Source organism: Lactococcus sp. LG1074 (genome assembly GCF_017309525.1).
In the GTDB taxonomy this organism is placed as follows: domain Bacteria; phylum Bacillota; class Bacilli; order Lactobacillales; family Streptococcaceae; genus Lactococcus; species Lactococcus petauri.
Genome location: NZ_CP071293.1, coordinates 1,119,784 through 1,137,985, shown reverse-complemented (window position 1 = coordinate 1,137,985; position 18,202 = coordinate 1,119,784). Strand labels below are relative to the sequence as shown.

The 18,202-nt window shown below is 38.0% G+C and carries 19 protein-coding genes, 1 pseudogene and 1 riboswitch; of the genes and pseudogenes, 19 read left to right on the top strand and 1 reads right to left on the bottom strand.

The features are described from left to right. Positions 1-9 precede the first annotated feature (9 nt). The 11 genes and pseudogenes from J0J36_RS05645 to J0J36_RS05595 all read left to right on the top strand — a co-directional run bounded on the left by J0J36_RS05645 (position 10) and on the right by J0J36_RS05595 (position 10,060). Positions 10-249 (top strand): YneF family protein, encoded by a 240-nt coding sequence (locus J0J36_RS05645; RefSeq protein WP_004257058.1) that lies wholly within the window; start codon positions 10-12, stop codon positions 247-249. A 27-nt stretch (positions 250-276) separates the two neighbouring features. After that, on the top strand, positions 277-1,689 hold the full coding sequence (racE, locus tag J0J36_RS05640; protein WP_019291720.1) for a glutamate racemase: 1,413 nt from the start codon (positions 277-279) through the stop codon (positions 1,687-1,689). Positions 1,690-1,724: 35 nt separating this feature from the next. Then, positions 1,725-2,234: a metallophosphoesterase gene (locus J0J36_RS05635; protein ID WP_004257065.1), complete on the top strand. Its 510-nt coding sequence runs from the start codon at positions 1,725-1,727 to the stop codon at positions 2,232-2,234. A 20-nt stretch (positions 2,235-2,254) separates the two neighbouring features. Beyond that, positions 2,255-2,719: a cyclic-di-AMP-binding protein CbpB gene (cbpB, locus tag J0J36_RS05630; RefSeq protein WP_014024836.1), complete on the top strand. Its 465-nt coding sequence runs from the start codon at positions 2,255-2,257 to the stop codon at positions 2,717-2,719. Next, positions 2,694-3,404, top strand: a complete 711-nt coding sequence (xerD, locus tag J0J36_RS05625; RefSeq protein WP_004257070.1) for a site-specific tyrosine recombinase XerD — start codon at positions 2,694-2,696, stop codon at positions 3,402-3,404. The genes cbpB and xerD overlap by 26 nt, the downstream gene beginning before the upstream one ends. Then, positions 3,401-4,141 (top strand): segregation/condensation protein A, encoded by a 741-nt coding sequence (locus tag J0J36_RS05620; RefSeq protein ID WP_019335889.1) that lies wholly within the window; start codon positions 3,401-3,403, stop codon positions 4,139-4,141. Before xerD ends, J0J36_RS05620 begins: the two co-directional genes overlap by 4 nt. Then, positions 4,134-4,703 carry an SMC-Scp complex subunit ScpB gene (scpB, locus tag J0J36_RS05615; RefSeq protein ID WP_100205809.1) on the top strand — a complete coding sequence of 190 codons (570 nt, stop codon included), beginning with the start codon at positions 4,134-4,136 and terminating at the stop codon, positions 4,701-4,703. Before J0J36_RS05620 ends, scpB begins: the two co-directional genes overlap by 8 nt. Beyond that, positions 4,690-5,406: a pseudouridine synthase gene (locus J0J36_RS05610; RefSeq protein WP_004257079.1), complete on the top strand. Its 717-nt coding sequence runs from the start codon at positions 4,690-4,692 to the stop codon at positions 5,404-5,406. The genes scpB and J0J36_RS05610 overlap by 14 nt, the downstream gene beginning before the upstream one ends. Before the next feature lie 86 nt (positions 5,407-5,492). Further along, a riboswitch (purine riboswitch) is annotated at positions 5,493-5,590 on the top strand. Between the two features lie 158 nt (positions 5,591-5,748). Further along, positions 5,749-6,342 carry a xanthine phosphoribosyltransferase gene (locus tag J0J36_RS05605; protein WP_014024832.1) on the top strand — a complete coding sequence of 198 codons (594 nt, stop codon included), beginning with the start codon at positions 5,749-5,751 and terminating at the stop codon, positions 6,340-6,342. A 17-nt stretch (positions 6,343-6,359) separates the two neighbouring features. Continuing rightward, on the top strand, positions 6,360-7,661 hold the full coding sequence (locus J0J36_RS05600; protein WP_019291717.1) for a nucleobase:cation symporter-2 family protein: 1,302 nt from the start codon (positions 6,360-6,362) through the stop codon (positions 7,659-7,661). 290 nt (positions 7,662-7,951) lie between these two features. Next, a pseudogene (locus J0J36_RS05595) lies at positions 7,952-10,060 on the top strand (MucBP domain-containing protein). A 77-nt stretch (positions 10,061-10,137) separates the two neighbouring features. Here the strand turns inward: J0J36_RS05595 and J0J36_RS05590 are convergent. Then, positions 10,138-10,641, bottom strand: a complete 504-nt coding sequence (locus tag J0J36_RS05590; protein WP_004257093.1) for a tRNA (cytidine(34)-2'-O)-methyltransferase — start codon at positions 10,639-10,641, stop codon at positions 10,138-10,140. 500 nt (positions 10,642-11,141) lie between these two features. Between J0J36_RS05590 and J0J36_RS05585 the strand changes: the two genes are divergently transcribed. From J0J36_RS05585 to J0J36_RS05550, 8 genes are all read left to right on the top strand, one after another. Then, a complete protein-coding gene (locus tag J0J36_RS05585; protein WP_019291714.1) occupies positions 11,142-11,657 on the top strand; it encodes a dihydrofolate reductase in 516 nt (171 codons plus the stop codon). A 201-nt stretch (positions 11,658-11,858) separates the two neighbouring features. Further along, positions 11,859-13,097, top strand: coding sequence for an ATP-dependent Clp protease ATP-binding subunit ClpX (gene clpX / locus J0J36_RS05580; RefSeq protein WP_004257095.1), 1,239 nt, complete (start codon positions 11,859-11,861; stop codon positions 13,095-13,097). Positions 13,098-13,281: 184 nt separating this feature from the next. After that, positions 13,282-13,869: a ribosome biogenesis GTP-binding protein YihA/YsxC gene (gene yihA, locus J0J36_RS05575; protein WP_004257096.1), complete on the top strand. Its 588-nt coding sequence runs from the start codon at positions 13,282-13,284 to the stop codon at positions 13,867-13,869. Further along, on the top strand, positions 13,862-14,209 hold the full coding sequence (gene folB, locus J0J36_RS05570) for a dihydroneopterin aldolase (RefSeq protein ID WP_004257097.1): 348 nt from the start codon (positions 13,862-13,864) through the stop codon (positions 14,207-14,209). The genes yihA and folB overlap by 8 nt, the downstream gene beginning before the upstream one ends. Before the next feature lie 55 nt (positions 14,210-14,264). Continuing rightward, positions 14,265-15,314, top strand: a complete 1,050-nt coding sequence (gene folE, locus J0J36_RS05565; RefSeq protein WP_019291712.1) for a GTP cyclohydrolase I FolE — start codon at positions 14,265-14,267, stop codon at positions 15,312-15,314. A gap of 1 nt (position 15,315) precedes the next feature. Beyond that, entirely contained in the window at positions 15,316-16,389 is a 1,074-nt protein-coding gene (gene folP / locus J0J36_RS05560) for a dihydropteroate synthase (protein WP_153924898.1), read from the top strand. Further along, positions 16,389-16,877 carry an NUDIX domain-containing protein gene (locus tag J0J36_RS05555; protein ID WP_019291710.1) on the top strand — a complete coding sequence of 163 codons (489 nt, stop codon included), beginning with the start codon at positions 16,389-16,391 and terminating at the stop codon, positions 16,875-16,877. The genes folP and J0J36_RS05555 overlap by 1 nt, the downstream gene beginning before the upstream one ends. Position 16,878: 1 nt before the next feature. Then, positions 16,879-18,165, top strand: coding sequence for a folylpolyglutamate synthase/dihydrofolate synthase family protein (locus J0J36_RS05550; RefSeq protein WP_117517892.1), 1,287 nt, complete (start codon positions 16,879-16,881; stop codon positions 18,163-18,165). The last annotated feature ends 37 nt before the right edge of the window (positions 18,166-18,202 follow it).

The following is an 18,202-nucleotide window of genomic DNA, read 5'->3' as shown; positions in this document are numbered from 1 at the left end:
AGAGTATTAATGAATTTATTTGTTGCAATTTTACTTATGATTGTCTTTGCCATTGCTGGTTTTGCTGGGGGCGCTTGGTTTACACAAAAACAAACTAAAAAGCTCTTGATGGATAACCCACCATTGAATGAAGATGCAGTACGTATGATGATGGGTTCCATGGGACGCAAACCATCTGAAGCACAAGTACAACAAGTGCTTCGTCAAATTCGTAGTGCAGCTAAACAAGCAGACACTAAGAAAAAATAAGATAAAAAGTAAATTTTGGAGGTATTTATGGACAACAGACCTATTGGCTTACTAGATTCAGGAGTTGGAGGCTTGACCGTTGTTCGCGAGATTCTCCGTCAATTACCAAACGAAGAAATTGTCTATATCGGTGATACGCAACGTGCGCCTTACGGGCCACGCTCAAATGAGCAGATTACTGCTTTCACTTGGGATATGGTCAATTTTTTGCTTTCTAAAAATGTAAAAATGATTGTTTTCGCTTGCAACACAGCGACAGCAGTTGCAATTGAAGAAGTAAGAGCAGCTCTTGATATTCCTGTCATAGGTGTGATTTTACCAGGTGCTTCAAGTGCGATTCAAAAAACAATCACCAAGAAAGTCGGCGTAATTGCGACACAAGCAACGGTTAATTCTGATCAATATCGTAAAGTTATTCAGCTCAAATCATCAAGTGTTGATGTGCATAGTTTGGCTTGCCCAGAGTTTGTACCACTGGTTGAATCCAACGGTGCGGATTCGGAAGAGGCTCAAGAAATAGTAGCGAAGGCTTTAAAATCAATGGTTGGTAAAGTAGACACCTTGATTTTGGGCTGTACACATTATCCTCTTTTGCGCAAACTCATCCAAAAAGAAATGGGGCCAAATGTTCAGCTTATTGACAGTGGTTCTGAAACTGTACGCGATATCACTGTTTTACTCAACTATTTTGATCTCAACGGTGAAGAACGTCAAAGTCTCCATCACCGTTTTTATACAACAGGTAAGGCAGAAGATTTCCAAGCAATTGCGGACAGATGGCTTGGTTCTGGGAAAATTATTGCACAGCACACGGAATTATCTGCTGAAAAAACCCTGCTCATCGCCACACGTAACGACGGGAAAACCGCGGAATTCAAACGTCTATTTGAAGAATTTGGCTACAAAATTAAAAATCTTAAAGATTATCCTGAGTTACCAGATATCGCTGAAACTGGCATGACTTTTGAAGAAAATGCACGTCTCAAAGCAGAACAAATTGCTGAAATTACTGGCGAAGTTGTTATCGGTGATGATTCTGGTTTATGTGTAGATGTTTTAGGGGGCTTGCCTGGTGTCTGGAGTCATCGTTTTGCTGGACCTAATCCAACGGATGAGGAAAATATTGCCAAACTTCTCCATGAGTTAGCCTCAACGGCAATCACGCCGGAACGCCGGACAGCGCATTTCCATACGACATTAGTTGCTGCTTACCCAGGCCATGAAAGTTTGGTGGTTGAAGCAGACTGGCAAGGTCGTATTGGCCTTACGCCGCAAGGAGAAAATGGTTTTGGCTATGATCCTATCTTTTTGGTGGGAACATCAGACCGAACTGCTGCTCAGCTTAGTGCTGAAGAAAAAAATACAGCTTCACATCGTGGTCAAGCTTTACAAAAATTAATGACAGAACTCCCAGAATGGCTGGAGCACATTAAAAAATAAAACGAGGCATGAGTGTTAGCTAAAAGGAGTCTTCAATGTTTGTTGTAATGAGTGATTCACACACTGATCGTGATGTAATTAAAAAAATCAAAAAAAGATATGAAGGCACAGCATCAGCTTTGTTTCATTGCGGTGATTCTGAATTGCCAAGTAATGATGATATATGGCAAGGGATCAATGTAGTTGCAGGAAATTGCGATTACGATGAAGGCTATTCTGAGATAAAAATGGTGGATGTCGAAGGAAAGAAAGTCCTTATCGCGCACGGCCACCAATTTTATGTTGGCTTAGGGCTTGATCGTTATTCTTACTTTGCAGAAGAAAAAGAAGCGGATATTGCACTTTTTGGCCATATCCATCAGCCTGTTGCACAAATGATAGGAAACACTTTGTATATTAATCCTGGTTCAGTAAGTCAACCTAGAGGAAATATCAATATAAAAATGTACGCCGTTGTCACAGTATTAGAAGATGGCTATAAGGTTTCTTATCACGATTTAGAGCATCAGGAAATTCCGGGTCTACAATTTACTTTTGAGCTTTAGAAAAAAGAGGTAGAGTGAAAATGATTGATAAAGCTATTGAAAAATATTTCTTAGAACAAAGCGAAACATTTATAAAAGATGCTGATGACGTAGCTATTTTATGTGACGAACACAATATTTCTCATGCAAAATTATTGCTCAGTCAGTATAAATATTCTAGAGTACCTGTCCTCACTAAAGATAAAGAGTTTGTAGGCGTTTTAGGGCTTGCAGATATTGTCGAATTTGAGATGGGTGAAGATTTCTTTTATGAAAAATCGATGAATACACCTATAGCGGAGATTGTGGACACTGAAATAGAAACAGTATCCCCTTCAGCACCTTTGGAAGAAATCTTGCATAAATTGGTCAAAGAGCCTTTCTTACCTGTGGTAAAAAGAACTGAGTTTGTGGGGATTATTGCACGTCAAGAAATTCTCAAAGCCATTAACGCTTTTGCCCATGAATTTAGTAAAAAATATGATATTATCGAACGAAATTCCTAATTTTTTAGAGAGCAAAAATTTTTCAGAAAATACCAAATCAAATTATCTTTATGATTTACGAAATTTTGCCGAGTTTTTTGAGAAAAGAACAATTTCTCGTGAGTCGCTCATGCTTTATCGCCAATCTTTGAAAAAATTGGCTGTGGCAGCACAACGCCGCAAGATATCAAGTGCAAATCAGTTTCTACTCTATCTTTATGATAAAAATTTACTGAAAGAGTATCATAAAATTCAGCAGGTAAATGCGCCAAAGAAAGAAGTAAAGAAAAAATTAGAAATCAAGAATATGTCATCCGTTTATAAACCGGTGACTTCTCCTGGTCATTTCTTAGCATTTTTAATCCTTGAGTTTGGTTTAACTTTTTCAGAAATACAGCACTTACGGTGGGAAAATTTCAACTGGAAATTCCGAATTCTTACTGTTGAGAAGGCTGGATTAAAGCGTGTCTTACCAATACGTGATAAGTTTGCACTCTATACCCAAAGAATAAACAACGCGGATGAATTGTTTACCAAATCACGTCAATTTCTTTATTTAGAACTAAAAAAATATACGGATTTGACAGCAAAAGAATTACGCGAACAATATATCTTACAGCAAGTGCGGCTGGGCAAAACTGTATACGAATTAGCAGAAGCTCTAGGGCTATCTACAACAACTACTTTAGAGAAATACTATAAATGAGTGAAGAAATAAAGATAAAAATCAATGATTTTGAAGGCCCTTTAGATTTACTTTTGCACTTGGTTGGGCAATATAAAGTTGATATTTTTGAGGTACCTTTGGTTCCAATCATTGAGCAATATTTGAACTTTTTGAAGGCTATGAAAACCTTGGAGTTAGAAATTGCCAGTGAATATATGGTCATGGCGAGTCAGTTAATGCTGATAAAATCCCGTCGTCTTTTGCCTACAGTTGCTGAAGAATTCATCGAAGATACTGAACAGCTGGAACAAGATTTGCTGGCACAAATCGATGAGTATCGAAAATATAAAGCTTTATCCCAAGATATCGCTCAGATGCATGAGGCACGTAGCCAGTATTATTCCAAAGCTAAAACGGAAATTATTGGTGAAGATGCGGTACTTTTACAAGATCATAACAGTCTAGATTTATTTTTGGCCTTCAGCAATGTTTTAGCCTTACAAAAACAGTCCTTCACAGATGAAAATACAACAATAGAGGCAGAGCAATTCTCAATTTCCGATAAAATAGTGGAGTTGTCCCGTTACTTTTTAAAGAAAAAGACGTGCAAGTTTAGTTCTTTATTTTCGAAGAAGACATCGAAAGAAGAGCTTCTGACCACTTTCATGGCTTTGTTAGAGCTCATAAAAACACAACAAGTAACGTTTAAACAAGAAAAAGTTTTTGGTGAAATTCTATTAGAAAGAGGACAAACGAAAGATGAACAATCTGAATAAGACAGCCACTTTGGAACTGTTACTCTTTGTTGCGGGTGAAGAAGGGCTGGAGTTAAACCAATTATCAGAGCTTTCGGGTATGAGTAAGTTTGCTTGTGAACAACAAATTGAGCGCCTTATTGAGAAATATCAAGGCGATGAAGAATCTGCGCTAACCATTATCGAAACAGCTGGGAAATATAAATTAGCAACGAAAGATATCTTTGCAGACATCCTTAAAAACTATGCGAAGACACCCCTCAATCAAAGTCTTTCACGTTCTGCCTTAGAAGTACTTTCGATTATTGCCTATAAACAGCCGATTACGCGCCTGGAAATCGATCAATTACGTGGTGTCAACTCTAGTGGAACGCTCTCAACACTGCGTGCTTATGATTTGGTAGAAAAGACAGGCACGCTTGAAGTCGTTGGTCGTCCAGGACTTTATGGCACAACAGAGTTCTTTTTAGATTATATTGGTATCAATGACTTGTCAGAGCTACCAGAAATAGATGAAAGCCAATTTATTGGCGAAAAACAAGTATTATTTAACGAAAATGAGGAATTAAATGAGAATCAATAAATTTTTGGCACATGCAGGTGTTGCCAGTCGACGTAAGGCAGAAGAACTTATTCTATCAGGAAAAGTTTCTGTCAACAACGTTACAATGACCAACCTGGGCTATCAAGTAGAGTCAGGAGATAGTGTTGAGGTCAACGGTGTTGCTGTTTATAACGAAGAACCTGTTTATTATATGCTGAACAAGCCGCGTGGCTATATTTCTAGCTCAAGCGATGATAAGGGCCGTCAAACCGTTATGGATTTGCTCCCTTCAGGAAAGGAACGCATTTACCCTGTCGGACGTTTAGACTGGGATACAAGTGGTCTCTTGTTGCTGACTAATGATGGAGAATTTACAAACTTGATGACACATCCGCGCCACGGTGTTGAAAAGGTTTATATCGCTAAGGTTGAGGGACAAGCCAATAAGGAAAACTTGCGTCCCTTGACCCTAGGCATGACCATCGAGGGTAAAAAGGTGAGCCCAGCACGTTATGAGATTATGAAACAGGACAAGGCGAAAAACAGCTCGCTTGTTAGCTTGACCATCCATGAAGGACAAAATCATCAAGTGAAGAAAATGTTTGCTGCAGTTGGTTTACCTGTCCAAAAACTTAGCCGTGTTCAATACGGACCGTTAAGTTTAGATGGATTAGTCCCTGGTCGCTACCGTCGCTTAACCAAAAAAGAAGTTTCACAATTGGTAAATGAAGCTAAAAAATAAGTAATTTCCGAACAATTCTGATGAATATTTGAAAAAATTTTATTTATTTCGATATTTTCTTGCTAAAAATAATAAAATGCGATATACTGTATCAATATTAAAAATCTTATTTATGCTTAGGATATGGCTAAGTGTTTCTACCCTGCACCGTAAAGGCAGGACAATAAGAGGATTCTATTTGTGCAGTTTTATCTTTAAATAGAAACTTTCATCGTTTAAGTTTAAAGGTCGTAAATAATATCTTCTTTTTGTCGTCTAGAAATACTCTACCTTATCAGGTAGAGTTTTTGTGCGTATTAAAACTAAAGCCAGTCTTGAGTGATAAATGTTATAGGAGAAGTTATGAAGTTATTGGAAAATCGTATCGCAATTGATGGGCAAGTTTTGGGAGACCAAGTATTAAAAGTGGACAGCTTCCTTACACATCAGGTCGATTATGAGTTGATGAAAGCGATTGGTGTACGCTTTGCTGAAGTTTACAAAGATAAAAATATCACTAAAGTTGTAACGATTGAAGCAAGCGGTATTGCACCGGCGCTTTATGCAGCAGAAGCACTTGGTGTACCCATGGTTTTTGCTAAAAAATCCAAAAATATCACAATGAACGAAGAATTATTGACAACAGAGGTCTTTTCATTTACAAAACAAATTACTTCAACAGTTTCAATTTCTCGTAAATTTATTTCTTCTGAAGATACTGTTTTACTTGTGGACGACTTTTTGGCAAATGGTCAAGCTGCGCTTGGTCTCGAAGAGCTGATTAAACAAGCGGGCGCACAAGTTGCCGGTATCGGTATTGTCATTGAAAAGAGTTTCCAAACAGGACGCGACCTCTTGATGGAGAAAGGCTTAACCGTGACTTCTCTAGCCCGTATTGAAAAGTTTGAGTCAGGTCAAGTCGTCTTTGCACCAGCAGATGATGCTGCTTGGGATTAAGAAGGAGAAGGGAAGAAATGTTTAATACAAAAAGACAAGCCAACGGTCAAGCTGCAGTTTTAGGTTTGCAGCATTTACTTGCAATGTACTCGGGCTCAATCTTAGTACCCATCATGATTGCCTCAGCTTTAAATTATAGTGCTTTGCAGTTAACCTACTTAATTTCAGCTGATATTTTTATGTGTGGTTTAGCGACTTTGTTGCAATTAAAGATGACCAAAAACTTTGGGATTGGTCTTCCAGTTGTCTTGGGTGTTGCTTTTCAGTCCGTTGCGCCATTGATTATTATTGGCCAAAAGCATGGTGATGGTGCGATGTTTGGTGCCTTAATTGCCTCAGGTATTTTCGTTATCGCTTTTGCAGGTGTTTTCTCTAAAATTCGTAAATTCTTCCCACCACTTGTGACTGGTTCAGTAATTACCACGATTGGTTTAACTTTAATTCCTGTTGCGGTAGGAAATATGGGAAATAACGAAGCATCTCCTACAGCCAACAGTCTCTTGCTTGCGGGATTTACCATCTTAGTCATTGTCTTGGTAAATATCTTTGCCACAGGCTTCATTCGTTCTATTGCTATCTTGATTGGTCTAGTTGCAGGAACAATTTTAGCCGCCAGCTTACATATGGTGGACTTCTCTGCGATCAATCAAGCACCTTGGGCACACTTGCCTATTCCTTTCCGCATGGCAATGCCACGTTTTTATCTGGTGGACTGTGTGATGATGATTATTATCGCCATTGTTTCAATGGTTGAATCAACAGGTGTTTACTTGGCTTTGTCTGATTTGACGGGTGAGGAACTATCTGAAAAACGTTTGCGTAATGGCTATCGCTCAGAAGGCCTTGCTGTTTTGCTTGGCGGAATCTTCAATACTTTCCCCTACACAGGTTTCTCACAAAATGTTGGTTTAGTACAGTTGTCAGGTATTAAATCCCGTAAGCCTATTTATTTCACTGCTGGTTTCCTGATTGTTTTAGGGTTGATTCCTAAGTTTGCGGCAATTGCTCAACTTATTCCAGTTCCCGTACTTGGTGGAGCCATGCTCATCATGTTTGGAATGGTTGCCATGCAAGGTGTGAATATGCTTGGAACAGTAGATTACAAAGATAATCAAAACCTGCTTATCGTCGCTGTTTCAGTTGGGATGGGCGTTGGTTTTAACTCAAGCAACCTTTTTGTAAGTCTACCAAGTTGGGCACAAATCTTCCTTTCTAATGGAATTGTTGTAAGTACTGTTTCAGCTATCTTGCTTAATCTCGTTTTAAATTCAGAGCGTAAATCAAAAGTCAACTTAACTTCAACAGAATTCACACAGTAAAATAAAGAACATAAGAAAAACAGCCCGTTATAACGAGCTGTTTTTTACTATTCTGAGGTTCAAAAAGCATATTTCAATAAAAGTACGGTTTTTCTAACACATCTCTTTTCACATAACCGATACATCTTTATTATACCTTTATTTTCTTGTCTGTGCAATAGCCCATAAATGATTTCCTATAGGAAACGACCGGTTAGAAAAGCATTATTCCCGGGAGTATCGAGGTTTTTTGTTTCCAACAAACCGTACTTTTTCGCGCAAACGAAATATCAAGGGAAATTGGATGAATAATGAAAAAAATGACTCAGGCCATTGCTTTAAGCACGATATTATTGGGAGCTCTCTCACCAACATTACAAGTTATTGCTGAAACTCCGAAAATCGCAGAATCACCAGCAGTAACCACAGAGCTTTCTTCAGAAAATGTTGAAGTCCAAGCGGACTCTAATGACATTGCATCAGGAACTTTTGGGACAGCACCATGGAGAGTTGATTCATCTGGTGTGTTACATATTGGATCTGGAACATTTTCTGACACCCCAGTTAACCAAAACGGACTAAGAATGAGTCCTTGGTATCAATGGAGCAAACAGATAACAAGTATCCGTTTTGAAGGTGATGTTATTGCTGGAAATTTACTCAGTAATCTATTTGATTATTTAGCAAATGTCACTCATATTGAAGGTATTGAAAAGCTTAATACTTCTCATACCACTGAGATGCAACGGGTGTTTGGCGGTTGTGCGAGCTTGACGAGTCTTGACTTGACTTCTTGGGACGTATCGAATGTTACAACAATTTTTTCTTTTCTTAATGGTGCGACAAATATGGAATCGTTAAACGTTTCTAATTGGAATGTTTCGAATATGATTGCAATTACTTATGCTTTTTAGGAAATGCCCAAATTAAAGGAACTTGACTTGTCTCAATGGCGATTAACCCCTTTATATTCTGCCCAAGGTGTCTTTATGGGAGATTCTTCTCTAGAAGCTCTTGATCTTTCAGGTTTTGATATGACACAACTTGAAAATTCATGGATAACAGGTTATGAGATGTCGCGTTTCTTCCAAAATACAACTTCTTTAAAGGTGCTAAAACTTAGCGATAAATTCCGTTTTTGGGTTACGGATAGTGTGAACGTGGAGCTTCCAGAAATTTCAGCAAACAATCAATATACAGGGAAGTGGCAAAATGTTGGTACAGGTTCGCTTACGCATCCGCAAGGAGCTGATGTTTGGACAAGTAAGCAACTCACTCAAAGCTTCAATGCGAATGCGAAGAACGATACCTATGTATGGCAGCCTTACACGATATCCGCAGGCGATGTGACTGTGAAGTACGTCGATACAAAAGGCACGCCTATTGCAGATGATGTCATAAAATCAGGAAATATTGGTGAAGCTTATACAACAGAACAAAAAGATATTCCAGGCTATACTTTTAAGGAAGTTCAAGGTGATCCATCCGGTAAATTTACAGATCAACCTCAAACAGTGACGTATGTTTATGAAGGGGCTAAAGACCAATCAACAGTTATTGTACACGATTCAGAGTTAACAGTTGGTGAGGCATGGCAGCCAGAAGATAACTTTGACAGTGCTACAGATTATTATGGCAATACGGTTCCTTTTTCAGATATAAGTGTTGAAGGGCAAGTCGATACGGCAAAAGCAGGAACTTACAAAGTCACGTATACAAGATTTGTACCTAATTTATTTTCAAACTCTAAAAATCAAGGGACATATTCTGCTGTTGCTACAGTTACTGTAAAAGAAGCTCAACCGGTAAAAGGTGGGGATATTACTGCCAAATACGTGGATACAGAGGGTATTGAAATTTCTGATGATGTGGTAAAAGTAGGAAATATTGGTGAAGCGTATACAACAGAGCAAAAAGATATTCCGGGTTATACATTTAAAGAGGTTCAAGGTAATGCATCAGGTAAGTTCACTGCTCAAGCTCAAACTGTAACTTATGTTTATACGAAGAATGAACTTCCCCATGTGAGTGGAACAGTCCTTGTCAAATATATAGATACGGATGGCCATTCACTTTCGGAAGATATTGTAAAATCAGGAGCTATTGGAGAAGGTTATAGCACTGAAAAGAAAGATATTAAGGGCTACACTTTCAAAGAAGTGCGTGGTAATGTTGCAGGTCGTTATACAAACCAAGTACAGACTGTCACTTATGTCTATACAAAAAATAAGTCGATTTCTCAAGTAACTGCAACTCCTCAAGGTGGAGAAAAAGATCAAAGCGCTTCAGCAAAGCAAAAATTTTTGCCTAAGGCAGGCGAAAATGAAGGCATGACTCTAATTAGTTTTATTTTAGGACTTACTTTCTTGGCCTTAGCCCTGTTTGGACTTACACTTCGTATTAAGAAAATCAAGAAATAATAAAAAACGGAAGTTACATAATGTAACTTCCGTTTTGATGTATATTTCTTTCCTCTTTTAGAGAAGAAAAACTAAATTTATTTAAGTTTGTCATTTTCATAAGTATGCTTAAGTTCCAAACCAGCAAATTCTTGTTGACGAAGCGCTTCATAGACAATCATACACGCAGTATTAGAAAGGTTGAGACTACGTACATGTTCATCGTTCATTGGGATGCGAATACATTTTTCAGCATTTTCCCGCATAAAGTCTTCTGGTAAACCAGTATCTTCTCGTCCAAAGAGGAAGTAATAGTCTTCTGAAGTTTCCGTATAATCAACATCTGAATATACTTGATCTGCAAATTTGCTCACTAAGAAGAGTTTTCCATCCACATGGTTGATAAAATCTTCCAGATTTTTATGATAGACAATGTTGACCTGATCCCAATAGTCCAATCCAGCTCTTTTGAGATTTTTGTCGGTAATTTCAAAGCCAAAAGGCTCAATCAAATGTAAGGTAGTATTAGTAGCTGCGCAAGTCCGCGCAATATTTCCAGTGTTAAAATGGATGCGTGGTTCAAAAAGTGCAATATGATTCATAATTTTCTCCATTCCGTTTTTGTAAGGGTTTTACATTTTTACAAAAATAAAAACTAGGTAGCTCGGAGTATGGTCTCAGCGAGCAGCCTAGTTGGGGGACTAATTTGCTTTAATCATAACAGGGTTGATTGAAACAAATTAATTGATAGAGTAATCTTAACACATCTTTAAGGAAAAGTAAAGGAAATAATGGAAATTTTTTACATTTTTTTCCGAATAAGAAAAATTAAAGTAAAAAAAGGTGTTTTTTGGTATAATAGGAAAGGTAATTCTATCCCTCAAAGCAGAGAAAAAGCTTCTGAGAGAACAGCGAGAACTTAACTGTTCAAACGGTTAATAAATAAGGTTTTGAAGAATTCTTTATGAATTTTGTCAGCTATTTGTGTATTAAAGAATATCAAAGAGTTGGCCTTAAAATCCCAAAAGAAAGGAACATCTTTGTTTAAGAGGATGACTGGCTTTTCCAAACAATTGAAGAAAAGCAAGGTAGGTGAAATAAAATGATTTACGCAATCTGGGCAGAGGACGAGAAAAAAGTAATTGGCATCGATGGTCATTTACCTTGGCGCTTACCTGCGGAACTCGAACATTTTAAAAAGACAACGTATCATCAAGCAATTTTGATGGGCCGTAAAACCTTTGAAGGCATGAATAAGCGTGTGCTTCCTGGACGTATCACTATCGTTCTTACAAGAGATGAAACTTATCCCAAAGAAGATAACGACCGTGTCCTAATCATGCATAGTGTATCCGAAGTTGTAGAATGGTATAATAATCAAGAGCGTGATTTATATATCATTGGCGGATCAGAGATGTTCCTTCTTTTCGAAAATGAGCTATCAGCGCTCTATAAAACGGTTGTTCATGGAGAATTTGCAGGGGATACTTATTTCCCTGATACGTTTGATTTTTCGAAGTATGTAAAAGTGTCAGCGGATTATCACAAAAAAGACGCGCAAAATCCTTATGACTTTACCGTTGAAAAATATGAGCGGAAGGAGAAACAAAAGCAGTGACAAAATCTATTTTTGGCTTATTTACAGCTGTTTTATGCGCAATCTGTGTAATCCTTGCACTGCAATGCTTCCGCAAAAAGCGCTGGGGCTTAGGAACTATTTTTCTTCTTAATGCCTTTACGAATATTGTAAATTCCATTCATGCTTTTTTTGGAACTTTATTTTCCTAAAAATGTTTAAAATCTAGAAAAAGAGAAATAAATGTCTAACGATACAAAAGAAAACGAAAATATATATTGTTCATTCTGTGGCAAGAGCCAACCAGAAGTAAAGAAACTTATCGCCGGTGTTGGTGTTTATATTTGTGACGAATGTGTGGAACTATCGAGCCATTTGATTGAAGAAGAAATGCGAGAGGAAATGGCTCAAGAATTTGAAACTACTCCTGTAATGACCCCAAGAGAAATGTTGGATCATCTTAATGGTTACGTTATCGGACAAGAGCGTGCAAAACGTGCGCTTGCTGTTGCTGTTTATAATCATTATAAACGCATCAATTTTACAGGTAAAGATGACGAAGAAGTTGAACTCCAAAAGTCTAATATCTTATTGATTGGTCCTACAGGTTCAGGGAAAACCTTTTTGGCACAAACTTTAGCTAAATCGCTTAATGTTCCTTTTGCCATTGCTGATGCAACAAGTTTGACGGAAGCGGGTTATGTCGGTGAAGATGTCGAAAACATCTTGCTCAAGCTGCTTCAAGCCAGCGATTTCAATATTGAGCGTGCGGAGCGTGGTATCATCTACATTGATGAGATTGATAAAATTGCTAAAAAATCCGAAAATGTTTCTATCACTCGTGACGTTTCCGGTGAAGGTGTTCAACAAGCCCTCTTGAAAATTATCGAAGGTACAGTTGCGAGTGTCCCTCCACAAGGCGGACGTAAACATCCTAACCAAGAGATGATTCAAATTGATACCAAAAACATTCTCTTTATTGTGGGCGGAGCCTTTGACGGTATTGAAGAAATTGTCAAACAACGCTTAGGTGAGAAAATTATTGGCTTTGGAACAAATAATAAAGCCTTGGCTGACAATGAATCATATATGCAGGAAATCATTGCTGAAGATATTCAAACTTTCGGATTGATTCCTGAATTTATTGGACGTTTACCTGTAGTTGCTGCACTTGAACGTTTGACAGAAGCTGATCTTATCAGTATTTTGACTGAGCCTAAAAATGCTCTCATCAAACAATACAAGCAGTTGTTAAGCTATGACAATGTGGAACTGGAATTTGAGGATGCAGCTTTGCATGCCATTGCTGAAAAAGCTATTGAACGTAAAACAGGTGCACGTGGCTTACGTTCAATCATTGAAGAAGTGATGATGGATATCATGTTTGAAATACCAAGTCATGATAATATTGAAAAAGTGATTATTACGGAAGCAGCTGTGCGTGATAAAGCAGAAGCAGAAATCATTTATATTCAAAAATAAAAAACAGAAAATCATGAGTGCTCATGGTTTTCTTGTTATTATCATTGATTTTGCCTTAGCAAATGAGAATGATAATAGGCAGGAAGTGAAGCGATTTATGCTCCTTCTTCCCCCAAAAAAGACTTTAAATAAACCTTGCGCAGCTATCTAAAGAGAGGTTGACACACAAGGAAAGAGAGAAATAATGAAAATAAACCCTAATAATTTACAACTGACGATTTCAGCAGCCTCTGCCAAGCAGTATCCAGAGACAGATATGCCGGAAATTGCTCTTGCTGGTCGCTCCAACGTTGGAAAATCAAGCTTTATCAATACTTTATTAAACCGTAAGAACTTTGCCCGTACCTCAAGTTCTCCAGGTAAAACACAGCTCCTTAATTTTTACAATGTAGACGATACGGTTCATTTGGTAGACGTTCCAGGATACGGCTATGCTCGTGTTTCGAAAAAAGAGCGTGAAAAGTTCGGTAAAATGATTGAAGAGTATCTCACAACAGCACCTAATCTTAAAGCTGTTGTCGCTCTCGTTGATTTGCGTCACGAACCCTCTGAAGATGATAAACTGATGTATACTTTTTTGAAATTCTATGATATTCCTGTAATTTTAGTTGCAACGAAGGCTGATAAAATTCCACGTGGCAAGTGGAACAAGCACGTTTCAGTAATCAAAAAAGCATTGCAATTTGACAGCACAGATGATTTTGTGATCTTTTCAAGCTTTGATAAAACAGGAATTGATGAGGCTTGGAAAGCCATTGAACAATATGTATAAGATTAAGATTAATAATATGAAATTCTTTTCGCATATCGGAGTTTTACCGGAAGAAAAGATTTTGGGACAAAATTTAGAAATTGACTTGATTGTTACCACGAATTTTTCCTATTCGGGTTTAGATGAACTTGATGAAACTTTGAGCTATGTTGCTTTTTATGAAAAAATTGCGGAAATAATTGAAGTCTCACGTGCAGATTTGATTGAAAAATTGGCTTTCGATATCATTCAAGCCATTAAAGAAAACAACAAAGTGGAAACAGTAGAAGTACATGTCCGAAAATTGGCTGTACCTATTGCAGGAATCTTTGACAATGTCGAAATTGAAATGGTCGGTTAAAATATTTAACTTTTAGAGAATATTTACGACTTTCTAAGGGGGAAACAAGAAAGTGATGCAAACGGTTTATTTGAGTTTAGGGAGTAATATCGGAGATAAGCAAGCTTATTTACAAGATGCAGTAAGTTTATTGGGGCAGAATTCGGCTATTTTAATAGATAAAAAGTCAAAGTTTTATCAAACTTCACCTGTTGGGGGTGTGGAACAAGATGACTTTGTCAATATGGCAGTGAAGATTTCAACGACACTTGAAGCGAAGCAGTTATTGGCGTTTATTCATGAAATTGAAGCCAAATTAAAGCGTGTACGCAAGATTCATTGGGGCCCACGTACGATAGACATTGATATCTTATTTTACGGCAACGATCAGATCTCAGAGGAAGATTTGATTGTTCCACATAAAGAAGTTTTTAATCGTCTTTTTGTTCTTGTCCCCCTTTTGGAAATTTTAGAGCCGGGTTTCTCATACGAACAGGAAGTGAAACAAGCCATTGAAAAACTCAAAAATACAGAACAAGAAATAGTAGAGCTTCCGACGGAAAAGCCCGCTAGAAAACGTATTGAGTTTGCTGTACGAGAAATTCTCTCTGCTGTAGGTGAAGATCCTGATCGGGAAGGTCTATTAGAAACACCAGAGCGTGTAGCCAAAATGTATGAAGAGATACTCTCTTCACAAAAATTAACGCAATTTGAGGAGTATAAACTCTTTAAGATTGAAAAAACAGACCAGGATCAAACTATCTTAATCAAGGATATTCCCTTTTACTCGATGTGCGAACATCACATGTTGCCTTTCTTTGGTAAGGCCAACGTAGCCTATATCCCTAAAGACGGTAATATTATAGGCTTGAGCAAGATTCCACGCTTGGTCAACTATGTTTCGCATAAACTTTCAGTGCAAGAAAACATTACGCGAGACATAGCGGAAATTTTAAATGACATCTTAGAGCCCAAAGGTGTTGCGGTTGTTGTCGAAGCACGTCATATGTGTGTGGAAATGCGCGGTGTTAAAAAAGGAAATTCTCAAACAAAAACCTCTTTCTTTATGGGAGAATTTGAAGAAAACAGAGAAACACGTCTTGAATTTTTAGAAAGCTTGAATTGAAATGAAAATCATTGAAAAAAATACAGAGTGCTTTTCTCTGAAGCATATCTCTATCTGTTTCACCGAAATGAGCAGTCAAGAACAAGCCAAATTGGACAATCTTCTGTACCGTGTAAGAGCAAAAACGCTCGTAGACAAGCATGATTTGCTGACTTTTTTGACGATTTATGAATTGGCAGATTTGATTAAGATTTGGCCTGCTTCTCAGGAAAAATTGGCTTTGGAGCGTATTTTTAAACGCCATCAGATTATTTGGTCAGGACAGAATTTTTCTTTTGATTTGACTTTGGATCCGATTGTCTATTCTATTGTCAATGTCACACCTGATTCATTTTACGATGGCGCAGAAGAAAATCTGAATTTGGATTTTATCCTACAGCGAGTGGAACAGGATTTGCAAGAGGGGGCACAGGTCATCGAACTTGGAGGTAAGTCTTCTCGCCCAGGTTATGCAGATATTTCGCCAGAAGAAGAATGGCAACGTCTCGCTCAGCCCTTGCAGAATATTCGTCAAGCATTTCCCGAGGCTGTTATTGCTATAGACACTGATGAAGCCTATGTTATGCAGCGTGTGCTGGATGCAGGTGCAGATATTATTAATGATATTGATGGTTTTGATACACCTGAAAAATTACAGCTGATGCAAGAATACCAACCGGCTTTGGTTGCCATGAATAATGGGCGAGCGGGCATGAATTACGCAGATAACGTTTATCAAGAACTGCCGGCCTATTTTACAGAAAAACAAAAAGAATTAAACCAATTTGATATTGCTAATGCACAAATATGTGTAGACCCAGGCGTTGGTTTTTCAGGTGGAGCAACAGGGATTGACTCTTTACAGCGCGTAAAAACGACCGAACTATTGACGAACCTAGGTTTGCCTGTGATGATTGCAATCTCCCGTAAATCTTTCATGACCAATCTTCTGAATATGGAAGTAGACGAGCGCCTTTTGTCAACATTGATTCTTGAAAATCAAATGATGATGGATGGTGGACGTGTGCTACGTGTACATGATGTTGCAGCAACACGCCGTTTAATTGAAAATTTTAAAATATACCAAAAATACTAATGTATAATAATTTGATACGTGAACTTTCAGCTTTAGAAAGTTCTAAAAAACAAGAACAGGTAATTGCTCTTTTACGCAGCAAAAAAGGACTTAAGGGAAAACAGAATCCGGATTTGCAACTGTCGGCGTCTGCTGTCGTTTTTAAAGGGGAGAAGATGTATTTTATCGAGCATCCCTATCAAAAAGAACTCTTACTTCCTGCTGGACATGTCGAAGAAGGGGAAAAACCCCATAAGACGGCAGAACGTGAATTCCATGAAGAAACAGGTTTGACAGCTGGTGCGCCACGTCTTATAGATGTGAATCTTATTAATATTCCCTATAATGCAGTTAAGGAAGAAAAAGCACATCAGCATATTGATTTTCGTTATCTTCTTAAATTGCGGGATGAGCCTTCTGAACGGGCAGAGCTACCTGTTTTTTTGCTTTCAAAAACAGAGGCACCCGAGGAATTTAAAAAGTATTTTCTAGAAGGGAAACAAGCCTAATATGACTATCGAAACAGCACTAGAATGGATACATTCTCGTCTTAAATTTAATATCCGCCCAGGATTGACACGAATTGAAGCCTTACTTAAATTGCTCGGGAACCCTGAAAAAGAGTTGTCGATGCTTCACATTGCTGGTACAAATGGCAAAGGCTCAACTGTTGCTTTTACCCGAGGTATTTTGGAGCAGTTGGGCTTGACTGTAGCTACATTTACCAGTCCATTTATTGAGACTTTTGGCGAACGGATGGCGATTAATGGCCATCCTATTCCTGATGAAAAACTTATCAAGTATGTCGAGCAACTGAAACCATTAGTAGAGGAAATGGACAAAGACGAAAGACTTGCAGGGATCACAGAATTTGAAATTATTACCGCTCTGGCGTTTCGCTATTTTGCAGATGAACACGTTGATGTAGCTTTGATTGAAGTAGGTTTAGGGGGGCTTTTAGACAGTACTAATGTCATTCAACCTGTAGCAACTGCAATTACAACTATCGGCATGGATCATATGGATATCCTAGGGGATACACTAGAGAAGATAGCTGCCCAAAAGGCTGGAATTATTAAGCCGTACACACCCTTGGTGACAGGGAAAATAGCGGACGAAGCCCTAGCTGTTATTGCGGAAACAGCTCAAACAAATCAAGCGAAACATTATCAATACAGTATCGATTATCAGGTAGAAATCCTTGAAAATGAGCGATTTAATTACAAGGATGATGAAATTCACTTGCTCAACTTAGAAAAATCTTTACTTGGTCTACATCAAATAGACAACGCAGCACTTGCGGTTAAACTTACCATGGTTTACGCACATAAAATAGGATTATCACTTTCAGAAGAAGCAATCCGAGTGGGTTTAAGAAGAACATTTTGGCCGGCGCGCATGGAAGAAGTCAGTCAAGCACCTTTAACACTACTTGATGGCGCTCATAATGTACATGCCATGCAACGACTCTTGGAAAACTTAAAAAATGAATTTTCAGGGCGTAAAATTACGATTCTCTTTTCAGCACTGGTCACAAAAGATATTACAGAGATGATTAAAATGATGCAAACCGTTGATAATTCGAAGCTAATTTTAACCACTTTTGATTATCCGAAAGCTTTAAAATTAGAAGATTTTGTTTATTTAGAGAAAGAAAATGTGACGCTGGCAGAAGATTGGAAGAGCTCATATGCAGCATTAAAAGAAAATTTACATGAAGACGATGTACTTTTAATGACAGGCTCTTTGTATTTCATGTCTCAAATTAGAGCATACATCTTAGCGTCAGAGCAATAAAAAAAATAAGGTCCTTGCTGGACTTGAGGAGGATGAA